This window comes from Micromonospora sp. Llam0 (assembly GCF_003751085.1).
In the GTDB taxonomy this organism is placed as follows: Bacteria; Actinomycetota; Actinomycetes; order Mycobacteriales; family Micromonosporaceae; genus Micromonospora_E.
This window is the reverse complement of the sequence record NZ_RJJY01000001.1, coordinates 1,887,374-1,911,548: the sequence shown is the minus strand read 5'-3', so window position 1 is coordinate 1,911,548 and position 24,175 is coordinate 1,887,374. Positions and strand designations below refer to the sequence as shown.

Annotated in this window: 17 protein-coding genes and 1 pseudogene; 6 read left to right on the top strand and 12 right to left on the bottom strand. The window is 71.3% G+C overall.

Going from position 1 to position 24,175, the window contains the following annotated elements; all coding sequences use genetic code 11:
* Window positions 1-3: 3 nt before the first annotated feature.
* Window positions 4-2,301, bottom strand: a complete 2,298-nt coding sequence (gene secA2, locus EDC02_RS08550; RefSeq protein ID WP_123601474.1) for an accessory Sec system translocase SecA2 — start codon at window positions 2,299-2,301, stop codon at window positions 4-6.
* A 151-nt stretch (window positions 2,302-2,452) separates the two neighbouring features.
* Here secA2 and EDC02_RS08545 point away from each other — a divergent pair, with 151 nt between their 5' ends.
* Window positions 2,453-3,469: a glucosyl-3-phosphoglycerate synthase gene (locus EDC02_RS08545; protein ID WP_123601473.1), complete on the top strand. Its 1,017-nt coding sequence runs from the start codon at window positions 2,453-2,455 to the stop codon at window positions 3,467-3,469.
* 29 nt (window positions 3,470-3,498) lie between these two features.
* Here EDC02_RS08545 and EDC02_RS40115 read toward each other — a convergent pair whose 3' ends face one another.
* From EDC02_RS40115 to EDC02_RS08530, 3 genes are all read right to left on the bottom strand, one after another.
* Window positions 3,499-3,675, bottom strand: coding sequence for a hypothetical protein (locus EDC02_RS40115; protein WP_158632101.1), 177 nt, complete (start codon window positions 3,673-3,675; stop codon window positions 3,499-3,501).
* Between the two features lie 83 nt (window positions 3,676-3,758).
* A complete protein-coding gene (locus tag EDC02_RS08535) occupies window positions 3,759-4,907 on the bottom strand; it encodes a SigB/SigF/SigG family RNA polymerase sigma factor (RefSeq protein WP_123601471.1) in 1,149 nt (382 codons plus the stop codon).
* A 187-nt stretch (window positions 4,908-5,094) separates the two neighbouring features.
* Window positions 5,095-6,201 carry a Vms1/Ankzf1 family peptidyl-tRNA hydrolase gene (locus EDC02_RS08530; protein ID WP_123601470.1) on the bottom strand — a complete coding sequence of 369 codons (1,107 nt, stop codon included), beginning with the start codon at window positions 6,199-6,201 and terminating at the stop codon, window positions 5,095-5,097.
* 156 nt (window positions 6,202-6,357) lie between these two features.
* Between EDC02_RS08530 and EDC02_RS08525 the strand changes: the two genes are divergently transcribed.
* From EDC02_RS08525 to glgB, 4 genes are all read left to right on the top strand, one after another.
* Complete coding sequence (locus EDC02_RS08525) at window positions 6,358-6,906, top strand: hypothetical protein (RefSeq protein WP_123601469.1); 549 nt, start codon at window positions 6,358-6,360, stop codon at window positions 6,904-6,906.
* Between the two features lie 179 nt (window positions 6,907-7,085).
* Window positions 7,086-8,009: a DMT family transporter gene (locus EDC02_RS08520; protein WP_148083374.1), complete on the top strand. Its 924-nt coding sequence runs from the start codon at window positions 7,086-7,088 to the stop codon at window positions 8,007-8,009.
* 312 nt (window positions 8,010-8,321) lie between these two features.
* The gene (locus tag EDC02_RS40775; protein ID WP_199757550.1) at window positions 8,322-9,731 is read left to right on the top strand and encodes a glycosyltransferase family 4 protein; all 1,410 of its coding nucleotides are present in this window, start codon (window positions 8,322-8,324) and stop codon (window positions 9,729-9,731) included.
* A complete protein-coding gene (gene glgB / locus EDC02_RS40770) occupies window positions 9,728-11,671 on the top strand; it encodes a 1,4-alpha-glucan branching protein GlgB (RefSeq protein ID WP_199757549.1) in 1,944 nt (647 codons plus the stop codon). The genes EDC02_RS40775 and glgB overlap by 4 nt, the downstream gene beginning before the upstream one ends.
* A gap of 58 nt (window positions 11,672-11,729) precedes the next feature.
* On the opposite strand, the gene EDC02_RS08510 is transcribed toward glgB, so the two are convergent.
* The 5 genes from EDC02_RS08510 to EDC02_RS08495 form a co-directional block, all read right to left on the bottom strand.
* On the bottom strand, window positions 11,730-13,013 hold the full coding sequence (locus EDC02_RS08510; RefSeq protein ID WP_123601467.1) for a citrate synthase: 1,284 nt from the start codon (window positions 13,011-13,013) through the stop codon (window positions 11,730-11,732).
* Between the two features lie 162 nt (window positions 13,014-13,175).
* Window positions 13,176-15,260 carry a sulfatase-like hydrolase/transferase gene (locus EDC02_RS08505; protein WP_123601466.1) on the bottom strand — a complete coding sequence of 695 codons (2,085 nt, stop codon included), beginning with the start codon at window positions 15,258-15,260 and terminating at the stop codon, window positions 13,176-13,178.
* Window positions 15,253-16,695, bottom strand: coding sequence for a methyltransferase (locus EDC02_RS08500; RefSeq protein WP_123601465.1), 1,443 nt, complete (start codon window positions 16,693-16,695; stop codon window positions 15,253-15,255). The genes EDC02_RS08505 and EDC02_RS08500 overlap by 8 nt, the downstream gene beginning before the upstream one ends.
* 14 nt (window positions 16,696-16,709) lie before the next feature.
* Complete coding sequence (locus tag EDC02_RS40110) at window positions 16,710-16,868, bottom strand: hypothetical protein (protein ID WP_158632100.1); 159 nt, start codon at window positions 16,866-16,868, stop codon at window positions 16,710-16,712.
* A 358-nt stretch (window positions 16,869-17,226) separates the two neighbouring features.
* Window positions 17,227-19,524, bottom strand: a complete 2,298-nt coding sequence (locus tag EDC02_RS08495) for an ATP-binding domain-containing protein (RefSeq protein WP_233606364.1) — start codon at window positions 19,522-19,524, stop codon at window positions 17,227-17,229.
* A 404-nt stretch (window positions 19,525-19,928) separates the two neighbouring features.
* Here EDC02_RS08495 and EDC02_RS08490 point away from each other — a divergent pair.
* Window positions 19,929-20,327, top strand: a pseudogene (locus EDC02_RS08490) (OsmC family protein); the annotation flags it as partial.
* Between the two features lie 110 nt (window positions 20,328-20,437).
* Here the strand turns inward: EDC02_RS08490 and EDC02_RS08485 are convergent.
* From EDC02_RS08485 to EDC02_RS41440, 3 genes are all read right to left on the bottom strand, one after another.
* The gene (locus EDC02_RS08485) at window positions 20,438-22,930 is read right to left on the bottom strand and encodes a bifunctional diguanylate cyclase/phosphodiesterase (RefSeq protein ID WP_123601462.1); all 2,493 of its coding nucleotides are present in this window, start codon (window positions 22,928-22,930) and stop codon (window positions 20,438-20,440) included.
* 340 nt (window positions 22,931-23,270) lie between these two features.
* The gene (locus EDC02_RS41445) at window positions 23,271-23,606 is read right to left on the bottom strand and encodes a hypothetical protein (protein WP_233605808.1); all 336 of its coding nucleotides are present in this window, start codon (window positions 23,604-23,606) and stop codon (window positions 23,271-23,273) included.
* Window positions 23,603-24,172: a B12-binding domain-containing protein gene (locus EDC02_RS41440; RefSeq protein WP_233605807.1), complete on the bottom strand. Its 570-nt coding sequence runs from the start codon at window positions 24,170-24,172 to the stop codon at window positions 23,603-23,605. The genes EDC02_RS41445 and EDC02_RS41440 overlap by 4 nt, the downstream gene beginning before the upstream one ends.
* Window positions 24,173-24,175 lie beyond the last annotated feature (3 nt).

Here is a 24,175-nt window from a genome sequence, read left to right as displayed (position 1 = left end):
CGCTCAGCGGCGGCCGCTGCCACTGAGCCGGCGGCCAACGGACGAGATCAGCCGGTCCAGTTCGGAGCCGAACGGGTTGTCGTGCACCAGGTACGTCCAGGTCGCACTGGGCCGTACCAGTTGGGCCTCGTCGGGCTGCCAGTCCTCGTCGAACTCGGTCTGTTCGAAGGTCGCGACGGTGCGGGCCTCGATCTCCGGAACCAGCTGGTTGAACGCGGGCACGGCCGCCCGGTGGAACTCGTCGAGTGGATCGAGACGGCCGAGTGCCCGCAGATGCACACCCTCGCGCACCTCGGACAGTTCGGCGAGGTGGTCGGTCCAGAGCCGGTCCAGGTGGTAGAGGGCGATCGAACGGGCGGCCCGCGACAGCAGGTCCTCGTCCATCTCGGCGCACCGCTGTGGGAACCGGTCCATCAGCATCAGCGCGGCGACCTCGGTGGTCAGCAACCGCTCACGCCGCTCAGCGAGCGCCTTGCGCTGCTGTTCGATCACCACGCTGTAGCGCCAGGTGTTGCGGTGGATCTCGTAGTCGACGCCCTCGGCGATCCGCTGGGCGTGTTCGATGGCGAAGTCCACCTGCTCGTCCTGCACGATGCCGTCGGGCGTCATCCGGGGCGAGGGTGGGATCGCGTCCGGGGCGTGCCGGACGACCAGGTCGTCCTCCAGGCTGACGAAGAACACCGAGCCACCCGGGTCGCCCTGGCGGCCGGCCCGGCCGCGCAGCTGGTTGTCCACCCGCCGGCTGTCGTGCCGGCCGCTGCCGATCACGTACAGCCCGCCCAGCTCGGCGACCTGGTCCCGGTCGGCCTGGTCGCTGCCGCCGAGACGGATGTCCACGCCGCGCCCGGCCATCTGGGTGGAGACCGTCACCGCCCCCAGCGCGCCGGCTTCGCCGATGATCGCGGCTTCCTCGTCGTCGTTCTTGGCGTTGAGTACCACGCAGGGCACGCCGGCCTCGCCCAGCGACGCCGCCAGGCTCTCCGACTCCTTGACGTCGAGGGTGCCGATCAGCACCGGACGCCCGGTGGCGTGGGCCGAGCTGATCTCGGCGACCAGCGCCTCGTCCTTCTCCGCGCGGGTGGCGTAGATCCGGTCCGGCTCGTCGGTCCGTACGCACGGGGTGTGCGGCGGGATCACCGCCACCTCCAGCTTGAAGAACTCGCGGAGCTGATCGCCGACGAGGACCGCCGTCGCGGTCATCCCGCACAGGGTGCGGTACGCCGCGACGAACGCCTGCACGGTGATGGTGCCGAGCACCTCGCCCTCGGCCGTGGCGTTCAGGCCCTCCTTGGCCTCGACCGCCGCCTGCAGCCCGTCCGGCCATCGGCGGCGCTGCGCCACCCGGCCGCGCATCTCGTCCACCAGCTCCACGGCGCCGTCGCGGACGATGTAGTCGACATCGCGGTGCAGCAACGCGTGGGCGTGCAGGGCGACGTGGATCGCGGACAGCTGCCCGACGTTGTCGTCGGCGTACAGGTCGACGCCGTCCAGCTTGGCTTCGACCGCGGCCAGCCCGGCGGAGGTGAACGCGACGCTGCGGCCGTCGTCGGCGACCTCGTAGTCCCGGCCGGCGCGTAGCCCGCGTACCAGCGCGGCGGCGGTGTGCACCGGGTCCTGCTCACCGACGACCGCGCCGGCCAGCACCATCGGCACCCGGGCCTCGTCGATGAGGATCGAGTCGGCCTCGTCGACGATCGCCGTGGACAGCGGTGGCTGGACCCGGTCGGCGATGTCGGTGACCAGCTGGTCACGCAGGAAGTCGAAGCCGGCCTCGCTCACCGACACGTAGGTGACGTCCCGCTGGTACGCGGTCCGCCGCTGCTCGGGGCTGCTGCTCTCGGTGACCCAGCCGACGGTCAGCCCGAGCAATTGGTAGACCGGCGTCATCCACTCGGCGTCGCGGCGGGCGAGGTAGTCGTTGACCGTCAGCACGTGCACCGGGCCGTTGCCCCGCCGCACGTGCCCGTAGGCGGCGATCGTGGCGGTCAGGGTCTTGCCCTCACCGGTGGCCATCTCCGCGACCTTGCCGGCCAGCAGGGACATCGCGCCGAGCAGTTGCTCGTCGAACGGCCGCTCGCCGATCGCCCGCCGGGCGGCCTCCCGGCCGACCGCACAGAGGTCGACGAACTCGTTGGCCCGGCCGGCCTCGGCGGTCAACTCGGCGTCGTCGAGGGCCCGCAGGTCGTCCTCCCGGCCGACGATGTCGGGAAGCAGTTTCGCCAACGGAGCGAGGTCGACCGTGCTGCCCGGCCGCTGGAGGAAACGCCGGAACCGACTCTTCAGACGCTGCGACACACCCATGACCGTCAACGCTACGCGACGCGTCCGGCTCGCGGTGCCCCACCCGCCCCAGCACGCTCAGCCGGGGCGGACGAACCCCGATCGGACGACGCATACCGCCCGCCGGTCGGGGTAGCCAGCAGCTGATCGAGTGTCGTCACGGGGGTGGATCATGGGGTACGCGCGAACGGCCGTCGCTCCCACGGTTGCGGACTGGACTGCCCGTCGGACCGGGTCGGCGGGCCAGTGGACGCCCTGGGAACTGGCCATGGCCAAGGCCAGGACCGGCCGGCGGATGAGCGTCGTACTGCCGGCCCGCAACGAGGAGGCCACCGTCGGCGCCATCGTCGAGTCGATCGTCGGGCACCTGGTGGACCGGGTGCCGCTGGTCGACGACGTGGTGGTGGTCGACTCCCGGTCCGACGACAGCACGGCGGCCGTGGCCGCGGCCGCCGGCGCCCGGGTCGTCGGCCAGGACGAGATGACCCGGGGCCTGCCGCGACTGGAGGGCAAGGGGGACGCGCTCTGGGCCGGGCTGGCCGCCACCGACGGGGATCTGATCGCCTTCGTCGACGCCGACCTGCGGGAGTTCCAGCCGGCCTTCGTGACCGGGCTGCTCGGCCCGCTGCTCACCGACGAGTCGGTCAGCTTTGTCAAGGGCTTCTACCACCGGCCGCTGGTGCGCTCGAGTGACGTCGAGGCGGATGCCGGTGGCCGGGTCACGGAGATCATGGCTCGACCGCTGTTCAACCTCTTCTGGCCGGACCTGTCGGGGTTCGTCCAGCCGTTGGCCGGCGAGTACGCCGGCCGACGCGACGTGCTGGAACAGATCCCGTTCGTCTCCGGCTACGGGGTGGAGACGGCGATGCTGATCGACCTGCTCGACGTCTGCGGGCTGGACTCCCTGGCCCAGGTCGATCTCGGCGAGCGGCGGCACCGGCACCAGAGCACCGAGGCGTTGGGGCGGATGTCCGCCCAGATCCTGTTGACCGCCTGGTCGCGGCTCTACCGCAAGGGTTGGGTGATCTCGCAGCGTCCGCCCGGCGGCCTGCTCACCCAGTTCCGGCGCGGCGAGGCCGAGGCACTGAGCAACCTGGAACGCGAGATCGTCGTCAGCGACGTGTCCGTCCAGGAGCGGCCTCCGTTGGGCCAGCACCGGCAGGCGCTGGCGACCGCAGCCGCCGGCTGACACCGCGACCAGCCGTACCGTCGACCGGGCTATTTGCTTCCCGCACTCGGCTTGGTGGCGTGGAAGACGATCAGACCGACCACCAACCCGACCAGTGCGATGGCACCGGAGTTCGACGTGTCGTCCCCGGCTCCGGAGATGCCGAAGGCGAACGTACCCGCGCCTGCGACGATTGCCGCGACCAGGCGGTTTCCACGTTGCTTCACGGTCGGCACGCTATCGGCGCCGGTGACGCCGTCGCCCGCCAGCCGGCACCGGTTCCCCCGATCGAGGTAGCGGGCGGGACGGCTCAGGCCACGGCGAACAGCGGTGCCAGGCCGGCCACGGTCAGGCTGCGTCGCACGTAGGGCTGCGGCCGGACGAACCGTAGCCGTACCGCCGCCCGGCGGGCGGCCTCGTGACTGGCCAGCAACGCGGCGATGCCGGCGGCGTCGACGAAGCCGACGCCGTCCAGGTCGACCAGGACCTCGGCGTCGGTGCCGGCGGCCCGGACCGCGTCGACCAGTCCGGCGCGGACCCGTTCGGCGGCCTCCCGGTCGAGTTCGCCGGTCAGGCCGATCTCGGTCCGGCCGTCGACGCGACGTACGGAGACGGTCAGCGCGGCGTCGGTCGGCTCCGGCTGGGCGATCCCGGACTCCCACCGGGGCGGGGCGTCGGTCAGCATCGCCTGGCGCAGCCAGGTCAGGGTCCGGGACAGCAGCCGGGAGACATGCATCTGGGAGATGCCGAACTCGGCGGCGATATCCGACTGGGTGTAGTTGCCGTAGAAGCGCATGGCGAGGATCCGGCGTTCCCGGGCCGGCAGCCGGTAGAGCAGGCCGCTGACCGTCAGCCGGTCGTCGACGGACTCCAGGTCGGCGTCGAGCGCGCCGAACATGTCGCCCAGCTCGGCGGGTCCGTCGTCGCCGACCGGCCCGTTGAGCGACGCGGGTGTGTAGCCGGCGGCGGATTCCAGGGCCGCGAGGATGTCCTCTTCGGAGGTGTCCAACCGCGCGGCGAGTTCGGCGACGGTCGGCGACCGGGACAGCTCGCTGGTCAGCACTGCGGTCGCCTGGCTCACCTCGATGGTGAGATCCTGCAGCCGGCGGGGCACGTGCACGCCCCAGGTCCGGTCCCGGAAGTGGCGTTTGATCTCTCCGGTGATGGTCACCGCCGCGTAGGCGGTGAACGAGCCGCGGTCCGGGTCGTAGCGGTCCACCGCCTTGACCAGCCCGAGCCGGGCGACCTGCTCGAGATCCTCCAGCGGCTCGCCGCGACCCCGGTAGCGCCGGGCCAGCCGACCGGCGAACGGCAGGGCCAGTTGGACGAGCTCCGCCCGCAGATCCCGGCGCCGGCTCTCAGCCTGGTCGGCGAATCGGGCCGCGTAGGACAGAGCTGCTCCGTCGAGGTCCTCCAGCGCGTGTTCCGAACGAGTTACTGTACGCTTTTGTCCGGACATTTCGCCCCTCCCCGGTGATCCGGCCCTGAGCTCCGCATTCCGGCACATTGATCGGGTCGCGTGTCCGGTCCAGCACCGGACGGACGCCCTCACTAAGCCGGACCCTACTGGCAGTGACGACGCCACCCGATCCGAATGCCATGAAATTTCCACGCCGACGACGGCATCCGACGCACCGGCAGTGCGCTCAACTGATGACCGGATCGGAATACCGCAGCACGGCGCCGACCCCGCCGACCAGATCCGCGTCACCGGGCCCGACCAGCACCAGATCGGCGTCGGTGGCCGCCAACGCACGCAGCAGCGCCGCGTCGGCGCGGACCTCGCAGGGCTCGTCCACCGCCATGACGGCCAGGTCGGCCGGATCCAGGGCGATCTGGGTCGGCTCCGGACCGATCCAGACCCGCTGGGTCGAGGAGGGGTCGTCGACCAGCAGCAGCGTGTCGACCTGAGCCCGCTGCAGCGCGTCGACCACGGCGGACAGACCATCGCCCCGACCCTGTTGCGCGCCGTAGCGGTCCAGTGCCCGGTCGGTGTGCTCGGCGGCTACCGCGGCGATGGCCTGGATGGTGGCCTCGGTCAACGGCTCGGGATCGGCACCCACCGCCCGCGACCCGGCATCGGTCTGCACCGTACGCGACTGCCAGCGCCTCGGCAGTTGGCCGACCAGAAGCTGGCGTGCGTCCGGGTCGCCGGCGACCACCAGCACCTCGGCCCCGATCTGGTCGGCCAGCGCCGCCGTCGCCGCGGCGCTGGCACCGGCGTTGCGCCGCCACGACACCTCGGCCGCCCGCTGGAACCGGGCCTGGGACCAGGCCCCCGGTTTGACCTTGCGGATCGGGTGGGCGGCCGGACCATCGACGCCGGCCTGCCGGGGCAACCCGCCGGCGCTGACCGCGTCGATCTCGGCCCCGGTGCGACTGACCAGTACCCGCAGCCAGCTGATCTCCTCGCCCCGCTGGGCGACCAGCGGCATCGCGTGCGGCAGCGGGCCGACCGTGGCGAGGTCACGCGGGGGTGGTGCCGGCAGGTAGTTGTGCAGCACCACGTCGCCGCTGGCGGCGCTGAGCGCAAGGCCGTACTCGCCGGTGCGGGGCACATGCCGGGTCACCGCCGCGCCGAGCGCCGCGACCGTCGCCGGATCGGCGCCCTGCTGGTCCAGCTGATCACGCAGCGCCCGCCAGCGCAGTTCGAGCGCGTCCACCGCGTCCTCGGTGTCGTGTGAGGCGTCCAGGTAAACCGACGCCCACGGGCCGGGCCGGGCGTAGAGCGGCCGCAGGAAGGACAGATCCATGACGTACCCCCTCCTCTCTCCGCCGGGATACCCGGACAGCTCGACTAATCACCTCAAATCAACCATCACCTCCCCGGTGAACCCCATTCATTCACGGCATTCACTCCACCACCTCGATACAATGAGTGAACAAAGACAAACATTGGGTGGTGATGGATGGATCCCGAACTCTTCCCCGAGCGAGCCGTCCACCGGCCCGGGCCGATCATCACCGGACACGTGGTCCGTCTGGTCGGCGGATACTCCCGGCCGATCAAAGTCGGTCAGCCCGTCCTGATCGGGGTCCTCGCGGCGGCCGGGGTGATCCGAGCGCTCGGGGCGGCGCTCGCCTCGGTCCGCCTGGCCGGAAGCGGCTCCACCGCCGCCCGCCGCAAGTGGAAGGAGCTGCGCAACGGGCCCGAGTTCCTGGTGACTCCCCTGCACATCCGGGACACCGCCGGGGTGCTGTGCGAGATGGAGATCCACGGACATGTGCCGCAGAGTGCCCTCGACCCGGCCGACCACGTGCAGGTGACGGTACGCCGGCAGAAGGACCCCGAACTGCCGCCCCGGGTGGAACGGATCGTCAATCTCACCACCGGCCAGTTCCTCACCCCACGGACCCCGACCGTCTGGTCGCACCTCGGTCCGGCGCTGCTGTTCCAGGCGGTCCTCGGGCTCCTCTTCCTGGTCGCACTCGCCGGTCTGGTCGTCGTTCTGGCCTGATCCCCCCAGGGCCACCACCCGGAGCTCCACTCCGGTTCCGTCCTCCGTCTGACGGAGGAACCCCGCCGGCGAGGTAGTTCGTGAGACGGAGACAACTGCCCCCCGACGGGTGAGGGTGACCGGCGTCGGGTGAGGGATCATGGGACGATGACGCGCCAAGGGTGCCGACGGGCCCGGTCGTGACCGACTTACTGATCTCCGTGGCCTTCGCTGTCGCCTCGGCCGGCGCGTACGCCCTCGGCGCCGTGGTCCAGGAACGGCTCGCCGTCCGGCTCGGGGCCCAGACCCCCTGGCGGGCGATCGTCCGGGCGCTGCTACGGGCCCGGCGCTGGTGGCTGTCGGTGGCGCTGAACGCCGCCGGCGCGCTGCTGCACGTGGCGGCGCTCGCATACGGCCCACTGTCAGTGGTACAGCCGCTCGGCGTCCTGACGCTCGTGCTGGCCCTGCCGATCGGCGCCGCGTTCACCGCCCGGCGGGTCGCCGCCCGGCAGTGGGTCGGTGCCGCGGCAACCGTGCTCGGTCTGCTCCTGCTGCTCACCCTGACGGTGCCGGGCAGCGGCGACGGGATGACCGCAGCGGACGGCACCGTCCTGATCGTGGCCAGCGCCGTCGTGCTCACCGCCATGATCGCCGGCACCGCGGCGCTGCGTCGCCCGGTGCCCCGGAGCCTGCTGTACGCCACCGGCGCCGGCGTCGCGTTCGCCGTCGCATCCGCGCTGACCCACGCGGTGACCCGCGAGTACGCCGAGCATTCGGCGGCCGCCCTGATCGGCCCGACCGTGCCGGCCGTCGCCGCGATGGCCATCGCCGGGGTGCTGCTGTCACAGCTCGCCTACCGCGGCGGCGGCCTCGGCGCGCCGCTGGCCACGGTCACCCTGGCCAACCCGGTCGCGTCGGCGGTGATCGGGGTGGCCCTGTTCGGGGAACGCTTCGCCGACGGACCGCTCGCGATGGTGCTGCTGGTGTGCGCCTGTGGCACCGCCGGTGTCGGGATCCTGCTGCTGGCACCGCCGGCGGCGGTGACCGACACCGCCGACCCGACAACGGACCCGGTGGACGCGGTCCCCGACCGGCCGCGTCCGCTGGCGCTCTGCCGCCGCTGACCGCCGGCCGCGCGGCCGTCAGGGGCACCGGTGACCCGGGGTCGAGTGTCTTCGGTCACCTCCGGCACGTACGGGATGCGGATCCGGTCCAGATGTCGTTTCCTTGAGTACGGCGGCACCACGCACCGCAGCGTGGCAGCCCGCCCGCCACCGGCCGTCGGCCGCCTCTTCTCACCCGGGCCACGGCCATCGGCCACCGCTCGACCTCGTCGCGCAGCACCACATCACCGCCGCAGCACCCTCTCACCGCCTGTCCTGCCGTCACCGGCGCCGGCGCACCCGCACCTGTTCAAATGAATGGAGAAGATCGCGATGCCCCTGCGGGTCGGCGACCAGTTCACCAACGCACTGGTCACTCAGGACGGCCTGTGCCGTCCGGTCCCGACGTCCCGACCGCACCCCCCGCTGCCGGCCGTCGGCGACGCCGCCGACGGACGCCGCCGGATCCTGATGCTGTCCTGGGAGTACCCGCCGGTGCTGGTGGGCGGACTGGGCCGACACGTGCACGCCCTCTCCGTCGCCCTGGCCAACGCCGGCCACGAGGTCACCGTCGTCACCCGCCACGCCCCCGGCGCCCCCCTCGAGGAATACGCCGACGGCGTCCGCATCATCCGCGCCGCCGAGGACCCACCCCTGTTCCCCCTCGCCACCCCCAGCCTCCTCGCCTGGACCATGGCCTTCAACCACACCCTCACCCGCGCCGCCCTGCGCGCCACCCAGACCGCCGAATACGACGTCATCCACGCCCACGACTGGCTCGTCACCCACACCGCCGTCACCCTCAAGGAACACCTCGACATCCCCCTCGTCGCCACCATCCACGCCACCGAGGCCGGCCGCCACCAGGGCTGGCTCCCCGACGAGATGAACAAGTCCATCCACTCCATCGAACACTGGCTCGGCCACGAGTCCGGCCGGGTGATCGCCTGCTCCGGCTACATGCGCGACGAGGTGCTGAGCCTGTTCGGGGTGCGCCCGGACCGGGTCGATGTGGTGGCCAACGGGGTGGACGCCCGCCGCTGGCAGGTGCCGACGGACGCCGTAACCGCCGCTCGGGCACGGTTCGCCGGCGACGGACCGCTGGTGTCGTTCGTCGGCCGACTGGTCTACGAGAAGGGCGTACAGCACCTGATCGCCGCGCTGCCCCGGCTACGCCGCCAGCACCCCAACCTGCGGCTGGTGATCGCCGGCGACGGGCCGTACCGGGCCGAGCTGGAGGCCGGCATCGACCGGCTCGGGCTACGCGACGCGGTCACGCTGCCCGGCTTCCTCGGCGGCACCGACCTGCCGGCGTTGATGGCGGCGTCGGACTGCTTCGCGGTGCCCAGCGTCTACGAGCCGTTCGGCATGGTGGCGTTGGAGGGCGCCGCGGCGGGCGCGCCGCTGGCCGTGTCGGCCACCGGCGGACTCGCCGAGATCGTCGAGAACGGGGTCACCGGAATGACCTTCCAGCCCAAGGACCCGGACGGACTGGCCGACGCGGTCGGTACCCTGCTGGCCGACACGGCGCTGGCCCGGCAGGTGGCCCGGCAGGCCCGCCGGATGGTCCACGACCAGTACGGCTGGGCGGCGATCGCGCACCGCACCGCCGCCGTCTACTCCGCGGCGGTCGTCCAGTCCTCGGCGTTCGCCACCGAACGGGCGGCCGCCCGAATGGCGCATGGAAAGGCCACTATCGTCATCCCGGACGGAAACCTCCTCGCCGGCGCGGGGAGCAGATGACCGCTACCCGGGAGGCTGCCCTGACCGAGACGATCGGCGACATCGACCTTCACCTGTTCGCCGAAGGACGCCACGAACAGCTGTGGCGGATGCTCGGCGCCCACCCGCAGCCCGGCGGGTGCCGGTTCGCGGTGTGGGCGCCGAACGCCCGACGGGTCCGGGTGATCGGCGACGGCCCCGGCTGGGGCCCGTACGAAGGCCAGGAACTGAACCGGCTCGGCTCCGGTGGCGTGTGGGCCGGTTTCGTGCCGGGCGTCGTCGCCGGGCAGCGGTACAAGTACCGCGTCCAGGGGGCCGACGGCTCCTGGGCGGACCGGGCCGACCCGATGGCGCAGGCCACCGAGGTGCCGCCCCGGACGGCCTCGGTGGTGTACCAGTCCGGGTACGTCTGGCAGGACGCGGACTGGTTGCGTAACCGGCGCGGTGACCACCACGCCCGGCCGATGTCCGTCTACGAGGTGCACCTCGGCTCGTGGCGGCCCGGGCTCAGCTACCGGGAACTGGCCGATCAACTGGTCTCCTACGTGTCGGACCTGGGCTTCACGCATGTGGAGTTCATGCCGGTGATGGAGCATCCGTTCGGCGGCTCCTGGGGGTACCAGGTGACCGGCTACTACGCGCCGACCTCCCGGTTCGGCACCCCGGACGACTTCCGGCATCTGGTCGACCGGCTGCACGGCGCGGGGATCGGGGTCCTGCTGGACTGGGTGCCGGCGCACTTCCCCCGCGATGCCTGGGCGCTGGCCAGGTTCGACGGCACCGCGCTGTACGAACATCCGGATCCACGCCGCGGCGAGCACCCCGACTGGGGCAGCCTGATCTTCGACTACGGCCGGCGTGAGGTACGCAACTTCCTCGTCGCCAACGCCCTGTACTGGCTGGAGGAGTTCCACGTCGACGGGCTACGGGTCGACGCGGTCGCCTCGATGCTGTACCTGGACTACTCGCGGGGGCCGGGTCAGTGGCTGCCCAACGAATCCGGCGGCAACGCCTACACCGAGGCGATCGAGTTGCTCAAGGAGCTCAACGCGACCGCGTACCGGCTCAATCCGGGCGTCGTGATGATCGCCGAGGAGTCCACCGCCTGGCCGGGGGTCACCAGACCCACCGACTGGGGCGGGCTCGGCTTCGGGCTCAAGTGGAACATGGGCTGGATGCACGACACGCTGAGCTACCTGGCCCGCGATCCGGTACACCGCAGCCACCACCACGACGAGATGACCTGGCCGGCGGCGTACGCGCACACCGAGCAGTTCCTGCTGCCGATCAGCCACGACGAGGTGGTGCACGGCAAGGGCTCGCTGACCGCCAAGCTGCCCGGCGACCGGTGGCAGCGGCTGGCCGGACTGCGTGGGCTGCTGGCCTACATGTGGGCGTTCCCCGGCAAGCAACTGCTCTTCATGGGCAGTGAACTCGCCGACGAGCAGGAGTGGAGCGAACAGCGCGGGCTCGACTGGTCACTGGCCGCCGACCCGGCGGTCGGCGGGGTACGCAACCTGCTCCGGCACCTGAACGCGGTCTACCGGCAGTGCCCGGCGTTGTGGGAGCTGGACGTGACGCCGGACGGGTTCGGGTGGATCAACCACACCGATCGGGAGGCCAACGTCGTTTCGTTCCTCCGGCATGCCCGCGACGGTAGCGTCCTGGCCTGCGTGGTCAACTTTTCCGGGGTGCCCCGGCACGGGTACCGGATCGGACTGCCGCAGCCCGGTCGTTGGCAGGAGACGATCAACACCGATGCCGAGTGGTACGGCGGGTCGAACGTCGGCAACCTCGGGGCCGTCGCAGCGGACGGTGCCCCGCTGCACGGTCAGCCGGTGTCCGCCGTACTGCAGGTCGGGCCGTTCGCCGCGGTCTGGCTGCGTCCGGACCCGGTGGCGCGGACCGACGACGGTGGTGGCCGACCAGCGGCCGACGCGGCCGGCCAGCGCGCCGACTGACCCGTCCGACGCCGTCGGCGGGGTCGCCTGCGGTCGCAGGCGACCCCGCCGACGAGGTTCAGCGCTGGTCGACCGGGACGAACTGACGCTCCTGCGGGCCGACGTAGAGCTGCCGGGGCCGGCCGATCTTGTTGGTCGGGTCGGCAATCATCTCCCGCCACTGCGCGATCCAACCGGGCAGTCGGCCCAGGGCGAACAGCACGGTGAACATCTTCGGCGGGAAACCCATCGCCTTGTAGATCAGCCCGGTGTAGAAGTCCACGTTCGGGTAGAGCTTGCGGGAGACGAAGAAGTCGTCGGCGAGCGCGATCTCCTCCAGCTGCATCGCGATGTCCAGCAACGGGTCCGGCTTGTCCAGCCGGCCCAGCACGTCCTGCGCCGCCTGCTTGACGATGGCCGCCCGCGGGTCGTAGTTCTTGTAGACCCGATGGCCGAAGCCCATCAGCTTGACCCCGGCCTCCTTGTTCTTGACCCGCCGGACGAAGTTCTGCACGTCGCCGCCGGAGGCGTGGATCTCCTGCAGCATCTCCAGCACCGCCTGGTTGGCACCGCCGTGCAGCGGCCCGAACAACGCGTTGACCCCGGCCGACACCGAGGCGAACAGGTTGGCGTTGCTGGAGCCGACCAGCCGCACCGTCGACGTCGAGCAGTTCTGCTCGTGGTCGGCGTGCAGCACGAACAACATGTCAAGCACCTGCGCGATGACCGGGTCGGCCTGGTACTCGGTGGCCGGCACGCCGAACGTCATCCGCAGGAAGTTCTCCACGTAGCCGAGCGCGTTGTCCGGATAGAGCAGCGGCTGGCCGATCGACTTCTTGTACGCGTACGAGGCGATGGTCGGCACCTTGGCCATCAGCCGCACGGTGGAGATTTCGACATGGTCGGTGTCGAACGGATCCAGGCTGTCCTGGTAGAAGGTCGACAGGGCGCTCACCGCGGAGGAGAGCACCGCCATCGGGTGCGCGTCCCGGGGAAAGCCGTCGAAGAACCGGCGCATCTCCTCGTGCAGCAGCGTGTGCAGCCGGATCCGCTCACTGAAAGCGGCCAACTCGTCACTGGTCGGCAGCTCACCGTAGATGAGCAGGTAGCTGACCTCAAGGAAGGACGCCTTGCCGGCCAGTTGGTCGATGGGGTAGCCCCGATAACGCAGGATCCCGGCATCGCCGTCGATGTAGGTGATTGCCGATGCACAGGAGGCGGTGTTGACGTAGCCCGGGTCGAACGTGACGTGGCCGGTCTCCTTCAGCAGCGCCCCGACCTCGATCCCGGGCGGACCTTCGATAGCCGGCTGCACCGGCATCGACAGTTGGCCACCAGGATGGTCCAGCTTCACATCCGTCATATGGTCCCTCACTTCGCCGGCAGATCTTCGTCGAGTGCCTCATTTCTTACCGTAATCCTGCGGTGGTGCGCTGCCGCAGCGAGCAGGTGAGGGTGAGGGATGCGTCACCCGATCCGGTGGCCAGGCACCACGAAACACCCCAAAAACGGATGAAAGTACCAGTCAGTCGGTGCGCCGCAGCAGCTCGGTACCGTCACCGACCACCTCGAAGATCTCCACCCGGTTGTCACCGGCCCGCCACAGCGACTCGTCGGTGATCAGTGCGGCGAACCGCCGCCCCTCGGCGTCCGGGGCCAGCGCCGGCACCACGGTGGCGATCCGCCCGTTCACCGCCACCGCGAGCGGAGCGCCGGTCGTCACCTGGTCGGGCAGTTCGCCGTACGCCAGCGCGGGCAGACTGCCGCTTGCCGGGTCGACATCGGTGTAGCTGTCGGCGTTGCTGACGGTGGCGCGGACACCGTCATCGGTGACCGACAGCTCGGCGACCGGGCGACCGACCAGCTCCGGCACCAGCGGCGCGGGTAACGGCGGGCCGGCCTGGCCGGTGGTCAGGGCGGTGAACGTCGCCGGGCCCGGCACCGTCACCGGCTCACCCGGAACGTCCCGGAACTGCTTGTCCGCCCGTTCCCGGGGCGGGCAGCTGCCACATCGGCCGTCGACCTCGAACGGCAGGTCGATGCCCGCGTGCGCCGCGATGGTCGGCAGCAGGTCGACGTGCTCCCAGTTGCGGTCGTCGACCCGACCGGTCTGCTGGCCCGGCTCCTTGACGAAGGTCGGCACCCACAGCACCTCGGCCGGCGCGGCCCGCACCGCACCCATGCCCCGCCCCTGCTCCCCCAGAGTGAAGCTCACCCCGTGGTCGGCGGTGACGACGAGCAGCGCGTCATCGTAGCGGCCACTCGATCGCAGCGCCGCCAGGGTCTGCCCGATCAGACCGTCGGTGTAGCCGAGCTGGGCCAGGTGCCGCTGACGGGCCAGCTCCACCCAGCCGGCACCTTCGTTCGGAAAGTCCTCGGGAGCCTCGTAGCGCACACCGGACGGCAGGTAGCTCCATGGCGCGTGCGGCATCAGCAGGTGAAGGAAGTGCAGGGTTGGCCCCTGGTCCGGGGTCGCCAGTCCGTCGAGGAACGTGGTGAACCGAGCTGGCTGGTTGTCGTCGAGGGCGTCGAACCGGAACCTGGGGTCGGTCGGGGCGTCGACGCCGGCCGGGGCCGCGTCGGCGAGCCCGGCGTCGCGACGGGTCGGCTCGCGGAAACTCGCCGTCGGGTCGTCGTGGCTCTCCACCGGCGACAGGATCTGGCCGAGCAGGGCGGCGGTCTCCCGGAACAGCACCGGCAGCGCCGCCGTGGTGGGTTCCGCCTCGCAGCGACTCGGCGCGCAGAGCTCGGTGATGCTCTCCTGCGCCCGTATCTGGTAGGTGCCGCCGAGCGCGCTGAACAGGTTGTCCGGGTGCTGGGAGTAGTGGGGTGCCACCTCGCGTTCGGGGTACCGACCGGACAGCATCGCCGGCAGCGCGTACGGGGTCCAGCCGCTGACCGCGGTGGCGTTGCGGTACCAGGTCGAACCCGCGGCCAGCTCGGCGAAGTGCGGGTAGCGTTCGGCGTCGATCCGCCCGTCCGGGCCGAGCAGCGACAACAGCGGCAGCTCGTCGAGGATCAGCACCACCACCGGTGGGTGTTCGCCGTCGCCGGTGGCCGTGCCGGGCCCGGCGCTGGTCCGCTCGCTGCCGAGCACCACCGCCGAGGCCGGCGAGGTGAACACGAACAGCACCACGAAGACCGCTGGTCCGATGGCGGCCAGCCGCAGCAGCTGTCCCAGCCCACCCCAGCGCTGGTAGGCCCAGGTCACGGCGGCGCCGGCCAGCAGCGCGGCGGCCAGCAGCGGCAGGCCTCGGATCGGCAGCAGATGCTTGCCGACCTGGACCGCCAGGGCGACCAGCAGCAGCCCGACCGTCACCAGGTGAGCGGCGCGGCGGACCCGCGGACCGGCCAGTCCGGTCAACGCGCCGGGCAGCCAGCAGACCAGGGGCGGTACGACCACGTAGAACGCCACCAGCAGCAGGATCTCGGTCGTCCCGGCGCCGTGGAAGAGAAAGAAGTCCGGGCTGCGCCCGACGACGTCCAGCAACGGCTGCGCGACGACCAGGCCGCACAGTGCGACGATCTCCAGCAGCCGACGCAGCTCCGTCGCCCGGGGTGTACGCGGGGCCGGTACCGCCGCAGCGGTACCGGGTTCCGCGTCAGCCACGCGGGACCCCGGCGTACAACGTCCGGGTGCCGGACGGGAGTTCCTCCCGCCGGGTGATCTCGTACCGTTCGGCGAGCAGCCGCTCGAACTCCGCCCGGTGGTAGTCGGGGAAGAGCCCGGCGGGCTTGTTGGCGAGCAGTTGCCGGGCCATCGGGTCGTCCGGGTGGACGAACTCGATGATCATCTGGCCGGTGCCGCCGCCGGCCGGCAGCAGGCCGGTCAGCCAGTCCAGGACCCTTGGCAGCGGCACGTTACGCCCGATCGCCAGGTGGTGGATGACCGCCAGGGCCAGCACCGTGTCCGCTCGGGCCCGGGCAGTGAACGACGTACGCTCGTCACCGGCCCAGCCACCGCCGGGCGACGGGTCGGCGAGGTCCATCAGGATCGGCAGGATCCGCCGCTGACCGTCGGCGCGCAGCCGCCGGTACAGGTGGTCGACGACCGCCGGGTCGCTCTCCACGGCCACCACCTGCTCGGCGTGGGCGGCGGCGATCCGGGAGTACGTGCCGTCGTTGGCACCGAGGTCGAACACTGTCCCCGGGGGGTGTGCGGCGAGTTCGACGTCGACGAAGGCGGTCTTCGCCGTCCGGTCGGCGTCGGAGTACGTACAGGTCTGCTGGTAGTCGACCCAGTGGCTGCCCGGCGGAGCCCAGTCCAGGCGGTCCACCAGCTTGGCGACGGCCCGGACCGTGGCCCGGACGAGTTCGGTGGAGAAGCCGGCGTCGCGGATTTCCGCCCGCACCGATCCGGTACTGGCCGAGGCGTGCCGGGTCTGCATCGCGTCGTGCAGGTGGATGTGCTTGAACACACCGGCCCGCCACCGCCGGGCGCCGCGGAACAGCCGCCGCATCTGACCCGACTCGATGCCGTCGATACGCGCCCGCAGCAACGGCTGGAAGTCCAGGCCCAGATGCGCCTGCAGCATCAACGGGTAGAGCATGGTCTGGCAGAACTGCCGGTAGCCGGCCCATGGTTCACCGGCAGCGGCCGGCTGGAACGAGCCCACGTCGATGAAGACCGGGTCGACCCCGCGCCACTGCAGGTTGTAGGCCGAACCGTCGGTCATGGTGACCCCGTCCGCGAGCGCCGCGTCCAGCACCTCCAGGTGCAGGCGGGCGGCGTCGCGCAGTTGAGCGAAGGACCACTCGTAGGGGTAGGACACGAACGGCACCCGCTCGTGTCGCAGCACCGTCGTCCACCGGTCGGCGACCGCCGCGGGCAGGTCCCCCTGCTCGACGGTCTCGGTGGCGACGACCTTACCGGCGGCCATCAGCGGCGTCAGGAAGGCGCTGTCCCGGACCGCCGCCCAGTCGCTCGCGGCCTGGGGTCCCAAGCCGCGCAGCACCGCGCCGTCGGCGTAGAAGACCTGGTTGTCCGGGTCCCGAAACGAGCCGGGCTCGTTCCGGGGGGTCGAGGTGGTCGATTCGGAAATCATCGGTGCCGGGCCGCTCAGTCCTTCTTCGTGGGCTGCTTACGGAACCGGCTGACCAGCCGGCGCCAGTAGAGCTTGGTCGCGACGACCATGCCGGCGGCGCCAGCCACCACCGCTTGGACGATCAGGCTGCCAGATCCGGCATCCAGGTAGGCCAGGTTCTCCACGCCGGCCACCTCCCAACTGTGTCGAGTTCGTGCGGTACGTCCGTCAACTGCGGCCCGGGGAGGGCCGACGCCACCGAGGGTTGTCCGGCACGCCATCTTACGGACAGCTGCCGTACACCACCCTACGCGGCCGACCCTGTGGGCACCGCCAGCCCCACCGGCACCGCCGTCTCCCGGCGATCGGAAACGGACACGAGCTTGCACGGTTTTGCCGGCATTTGTCGTCTTTGTTGCCAGCGGCGCGCCCGGCTCGTCCACGACTGGTGGACGAGCCGGATCCACCGACCGGGTCAGATAACGGTTCGGCAACGGCACGAAGGCTCCCCGCTCCGCCGGACGGAGCCGGACCGCCACCTCAGCCGGCCGGCTAGCCAGCGTCGCCGGAGCCGGCCGAGCCGAGAATCGACGGGAGGTCCCCGGGGTACAGCACCGCCAGCCGCGAAGTGGTCCGGGTCAGCGCCACGTACAGATCGTTGCGGCCCCGTGGCGAGTCAGCGAGGATCGCGGCGGGGTCCACCACCACGACCGAGTCGAACTCCAACCCCTTGACCTGCGCGACGGTCAGCACCACCACGGGCGACTCGAGATCGGGCTGCTCACCGGACGCAACCAGGTCGACCGCCGACCGTACCGGCTCCACCAACCCGTCGTGCCGGCCAGCCGGCACGATCACCCCGAGCCGGCCGTCGCCGACCACGGGCAGTTCCGCCCGGATCAGCTCGACCAGCCGGTCGACGAGCTGGCCGGCCCGGGACACCCGCTCCCACCGAACCGGCACGCCCGACTCGCGGACCGCCCGGGGCACCGAGGCGGCGGGATCGATGGCGCCGAGCACCCGACCAGCCACCGCCAGGATCTCGGCCGGAGTGCGGTAGCTCACCGTCAGCTCGGCCAGCCTCCAGCGGTCCGCCACGTACGGCCTCAGCAGTTGCGCCCAGGAGGCCGCGCCGGCCAGCGCCCCGGTCTGGGCCACGTCCCCGACGATCGTCATCGACCGGTTCGGGCAGCGGCGCATCAGCAGGCGCCACGCCATCGCGGACAGTTCCTGGGCCTCGTCGACGACGATGTGACCGAAGGTCCAGGTACGGTCCGCCGCCGCCCGTTCGGCAGCCGTCCGATGGTCACCGGCCACCTGCCGGGTTGCCAGCGCCTCGGCGTCGAGCAGGTCGGTCGCGCCGAGAATCTCCGGCTCCGCCTCGTCCTCCACATCGATGGACTCCGACCCGCGCAGCACGTCCAACGCTCCCTCGGCGTACTCGAGCCGCTGGCGGCGCTGAACCTCGGCGAGCGCCTGCTGCGCGCTGTCGTCGACACCGAGCAGCTCGGCCGCCTCGTCGAGCAGCGGTACGTCCGCCGGCGACCAGCCACCGCCGGGCGCGCGGCGGAGCGCGTCGCGTTCGGCGGGACCCAGGTCGGGGGCGGCGGCCGCGAGCCGCTCGGGCGAGGCGAAGAGCTCGGTGAGCAGTCGCTGCGGAGTCAGCACCGGCCAGAACCGGTCCAGGACCGACCGCAGCGCCGGATCGGCGCGCAGCTCCCGTCGGATCTCCGCGAGGTCGGCCTCGGCGAGCACCTGCGGTTCACCGGGAGCGTCGTCGCCACCGAGTGGATCGTCCGCGTACGGGTCGATGCCGATCTCGCCGGCGATCTGGTCGGCCAACGCGTGCACGACCTCGGTGTCGAACAATGCGCGGGCCAGGTTGTGCAGCCGTCCCGACCGGCGAGTACGTTCGCGCGCGTCGGCGCAGATCTGCGCGGTGATCCGCAACTGGTGGCCGTCCACGTCGACCAGTACCGGCTCGTCCGGCACCTCCTGCCGGTCCCGGATCGCGGCCGCCACCACCTCGGCCATCGCCGCCCGGCCCTTGATCTCCGCGACCCGGTCCGGTTCGACCCGGGTCGCCCGCACCCCGGGATAAAGCTCTCCGGGGGTACGCAACAGCACCCCGGTCTCGGCCAACGACGGCAGCACCTGAGCGATGTACCGCAGGAAGGTCGCGTTCGGCCCGACCACCAGCACACCCCGGCTGGACAGCTCTCGGCGGTGGGTGTAGAGCAGGTACGCGGCGCGGTGCAGCGCGACGGCGGTCTTGCCGGTACCCGGGCCTCCCTGGACCACCAGCGCCCCGTCCACCGGTGCCCGGATGATCTCATCCTGTTCGGCCTGGATGGTCTGGACGATGTCCTTCATCCGCCCGGTCCGACCGGCGGTGATCGCGGCGAACAGTGCCGCCTCACCGGTCAGCGTGCTGGTCGGGTGGTCCCGGGCGAGTTCCAGATCGAGCAGCTCGTCGTCGATCGCGGTGACGGTCCGCAGCCGGCTGCGGATGTGCCGTCGGCGGCGGACGCCGTCCGGCGCCGCCGCGGTCGCCAGGTAGAAGGGTCGGGCGGCCGGGGCACGCCAGTCGATCAGCAACGGCTCGTAGTCGCCCTGTTCGTCGAAGAGTCCGATCCGGCCGATGTAGCGGTGTCCCTCGTCGGTCAGATCGAGCCGACCGAAACACAGTCCGTTCTCCACCGCGCTGTACTGGGCGATCCGCTCGGTGTGCAGCGCCACCGTGGCCTCGCGTTCGGAGCGCGCCTGCGGCGTGCCGCCGGTCTGCCGCAGCGCGGCCGCGAGCCGCTGCTGCGCCATCTCCCGTAGGGCGTCCAGTTGCTCGTGCAGCATGGTGACGTACTGCTGCTCCGCAGCAAGGTCGGCGGCCCGGTCCAGTTCCTCGGGCCGGTCGGTGTCGGTGACGGTCTGGTCCACACCGTTGATGTTGTCACGCCCGGGTGCCTGCACCGCACTTGACAACTGTGCCCCCTTGTTGTTAGCTGTCATTAGATGGACGCCGCAAAGGCGTCTTTCTTCTTGTGGTGATCCGTTGACGAAAACACCTCAGTTGACGAAACGTCAACGATAGCCGCTGGTGGCCGCCACCCCCTGCCTGGCCTCACCTCGCCACCGACCCCTCGATCTCGGTGCCGGCCCGATCTCGGTGCCGCCGACCGATCCGCCAGGTCACCGCCCGCGTTTCGCCGTGTCGCCCACGGGTACGCAGCCGCCGGGCAGGACGCGGAGGAGGCGTGATGGGTGCTTCGGAACCCTGGATCCACCAGGCTTCGGCAACCGCCGAAGCGGGTCGGGTCCGTACCGACGACGGCGAGTTCTCCAGCCGGCTCGCATCCCCGTTGGCACCGCACGGCGGCGGTCTCACCCCGGAGCAGTTGCTGGCCGCGGCGTTCGCGTCCTGCCTGCACCACGCGGCGGTCGAGGCGGCCTCCGAGATCACCGACGAGTCGCACACCGTCGAGGTGCACGCCGAGACCCGGCTACGACGCGACCCCGACGGCCGGTACCGCGCCGACGTGCGGGCCAGCGTCGCCTCCTGCGGGCTGACCGTCGAGCAGCTTTCTGCGCTGGCCCGACGGGCCGACCTGCTCTGGCCGTTCTCCGGACAGGACAGTGCGCGGCACACCGTGGACGTCGTCGCCGCCAGAGCGGACGACGACCGCACCACGGCGGAGCACCGCCATCCGGTCGGTAGCGACGGTGCCCCGGTCCGGACGCCGCCACGTTGACCCGGTCCGGCTCACGGTCACCCTGATCCGGCCCGACGCAGCCGCGGCATCCGGACGATGTTCGCCCCCGGATGCAGGCTCGGGGCGAGCGCCCCGACGACCCCGTCGCGGCCGCGGCGCAGCATCGCGACCAGCTCGTCGACGTTGGCGGCGGCCGGACCGAACAGACTGCCCTGACCGGCGGCGCAGCCCAGCTCCCACAGCGTCCGTCGCTGACCGGGGGTGGAGACGCCGTTGGCGACCACAGTGTTCGCGAGGTCGCGGCCCAGGCCGACCAGTGACCGCAACGCCGCCGGCGAGTTCTCCGGTACGGCGAGCAGCCGATGGTCGACCTTCACCAGGTGCACCGGAATGCGCAGCAGCGCGGACAGCGGCGCGTCGGACGTGCCGAATCCGGCGAACGCGATCCGCACCCCGTCGTCGTGCAACTGGTGCAGGGCGCTCAGCGCCATGTCCGGGCAGCTGATCCCGGTCGTCTCGGTGAGTTCGACGATCAGCTGGTCGGCCGGCACCCGGTGCACGTCCAGCCGGTGCCGCACGTCGGCAGGGAACGCGGGATCCAGCAGGCTCCGCGCGGAGATGCCGATGGACACGGGAAGCACGAAGCCGGCGTCCCGCAGCAGCCGGGTGGCGGCGAGCGTCCGGTCGAATATCCCCCGGGTGAACTCGGCGAGCCAGCCGGAGCGCTCGACCAGCGCGAGCATTCCGGCTGCCGGCTGGTCACCGAGGTCGGTGTTGCCCCATCGCACCACCGCTTCGGCGGCGACCGCCGATCCGCTGCCGAGATCGACGATCGGGTCGAAGCCGACCGCGTAGTGGTGACCGGCCAGCGCGGCGGGAAGCTCACCGCGCAGGGCAAGCCGGTCCGGGTCGGCGGTGTCCCGGCTACGGTCGTACCTGGTCAGCCCGCGGCCGCTCTCCTTGGCCTGGTACATCGCCACGTCCGCCCGCCGCAGCAGCTCCTCGGTGCTGGCGTTGCCGTTCGCCGTGGCCAGTCCGGCACTGGCCCGCAGGCTGATCCGGATCCCGTCGAGGTCCATCGGGTCACGCAGCACCTGCAGGATCCGTGCCGCCTGGTGCTCGGCGCGGGCCGGCGCCGCGTGTCCGGTGAGCAGAATGGCGAACTCGTCGCCGCCCAGTCGGGCGACGAGGTCACCGGCGGCGGCCAGGTCCAGCCGTCGGCCGACCTCCACCAGAACCTGGTCACCGGCGGAGTGCCCGAGCGTGTCGTTGACCTCTTTGAAGTGATCGAGGTCGATGAGCACCAGGGCGGTGCGAGGCAGGCTGCGCCGGTCGGCCAACGCGGCGGTGAGTCGTTCCCGCAGGTGCCGACGGTTCGCCAGGCCGGTCAGCGGATCATGGGTGGCGTCGTGCTCGTGCCGGGCCGCGAGGTCGATCACCTGCGCGTAGGCGATGGCGTTGCGGATCGCGGTGGTCAGCGCCGCGCCGAAGGTACGCAACGTGTAGCGCTCGCGGTCGGACAGACCCGCGCCGGCGAGGGCGAGCCGCAGCGCACCGGCGGCCTGCTCGGCGCCGCCGGTGGCGCCGAGCGGCACCGTGACCAGGTCACCGCCGACGCCGGGCACGGCATGATCCACCGGACCGTCGTACCGTAGGCCGTGCTCATCGCCCCGCACCAGGCGTCGCTGCGGGCCGTGCTGGAACTCGATCTCGACGATTCGGGCCGAGAAGAGCCGCGCGGCTCCAGACGACGCGGTACGCAGTACCGCGTCGAGGTCCACGTTGTTGAGGGCGTCGGTGGTCTCGGCCAGCTGCCGCCAGGCCGACCGTTCCTCGGCCAGATGCAGCCGCCGGCGAAAGCTGGAGTGCAGCAGCAGGACCGCCAACGGGGTAGCCACCAGCAGGCGTGCGTCAACCGCGACCACGACCACCGTGACCAGGGCGAGCAGCAACGTGGCGACCTTCACACCGGCCCGCATCCGAGCGCCCCGGCGCACCACCCGCTGCCAGGATGTCCGGTCCGCCAGCGCGACCACCGGCACCGGCAGCGTCTCGTCAACCGCCGCGTAGGCCAGCGCCGCGACGCAGAGCGAGATGACGGTGACTGTCCAGGACCGGGTCAGGTGGCTGGTGCCGCCCAGCACCGGCACGAGACCGGCCCACGTCGCGGCCGCCGCAGCGGCCAGCGCGCCGATCGATTCCTTGGCCGTGGCAAAAGCCACCTTGACCGGCGTGGACCGGGCGACGGAACGCCCGACGGCTACGCCTACGGCCGTGCACACGACGACCCAGTGCGCCGGCAGCACCGCGACCGACACCAGCACCGCGGCGCTGGTCGGCGAGATGCCCTGCGGGGTTCGGATCCGGATCGGTACGGTGCAGCCGCTCGCCACGGCGACGAGGCTGGTGAGCACCAGGGGGTAGTAGAGGGCGGGGAGGCTGGGCGGTGCGCCGATCCCGGACACCGCCCACGCCATCGCCACCAGGCCACAGCAGACGATGAGCCCGACGAGCGGCGTCAGCCGCCGATCCACCCCGTCGTCACGCACCGTCGTCGTCGCCTCACTTCCTGTCTGGACAGCTTCATCCACATGAGCCTCGCGTTAGCGTCTCATAACTCACCGTCCATGGAACAGGTCCGGGGTCACAGCCAATCGTTGTCACGCATGTCGCCACCTCCTCAATCCCTCGGATACACCCGAAGGATAGGGAAGATAAGTTGTGCTTGGTATAGCTAAATGTCTTTTGCGCCAGTACGCGATTATTATTGCGTTAATTACTTTGCGCCCGTTTTTGGGAACAGTCGGTGAACACGTTCGCGACTAGTGCCGCACAAGGGACAGATCGATCAAGTACCAGCTGCCGAATCCGTCGACCTCGACAGTGAAATCAGCTCGGATCACAGAGGTCAAGGGCTCGCTGGCCGTCGAGCAGAAATTGATAGACCCGAGGAAAGTCACGCAATGTGCTTGCAAATACACGCAGAGTACGTCGCATGCCGGCCACCGGGACACCGCGGGACCCGAGTACCTCCGTCGTCCAGTCGACGGCCTCGACGAACAACGTGGAGTCGTCCACGTAGACCGCAGCGGAAAGGAAGTCCACCAGGTGACCGAGATCGACGACCGTTGCGTCCCACTGCCCGGTGGTGTAGCCGGCCGTCGACGGTTCCCGGTGCCGCAGATCGTCCAGCGCGACGTCGATGATCTCGGCACGCCTGCTCAACAGCCCGGCGTACTCCTCGCCGCCGAGCCGGCTGGTCGCCCCGACCGTGCGGGCCAGGTCACCGCCGGACTCGGCGAGCAGGTCCGCCGCGCGGCCCGGGCGTCCGGAGCCCACCCCACCCCCATCGCCCGGGCCCACCGGCCGTCGGGTCCGAAGCCCCGGCCGCCGACCAGGACCGGCACGTCGGCCCGCTGGCAGGCCTGAATGGTGTGATGTGCCTGCGGCAGACGCATCGGCAGCGCGTGCCACTCCCCGTCCAGGCAGGCCACGATCACCCTGCCCCGGTGTGGCCGGGGCGCGGCCCAGGTAGTGACCGCGGCGACCATCAACTCACTGACATGCGTCGCCGCGTGCTCCTGGGCCACCGACCACTCGTTGCGCTGCCACCATCGGCCGACCTGGACCTGGGCCGGCGCGATCAGATCCAGCAGTACCGACTCGGCCGGAACCCCGGCCGCCAGCAACTCCTCGGCCAACGCCAGCGCGGCGACCTCGTCTGCGGCCGCAAGGAAGTTCAGCAGGGCCGGGTACGCGCCACCTACCTCGACAGCTGACGGTGCGACCACTAC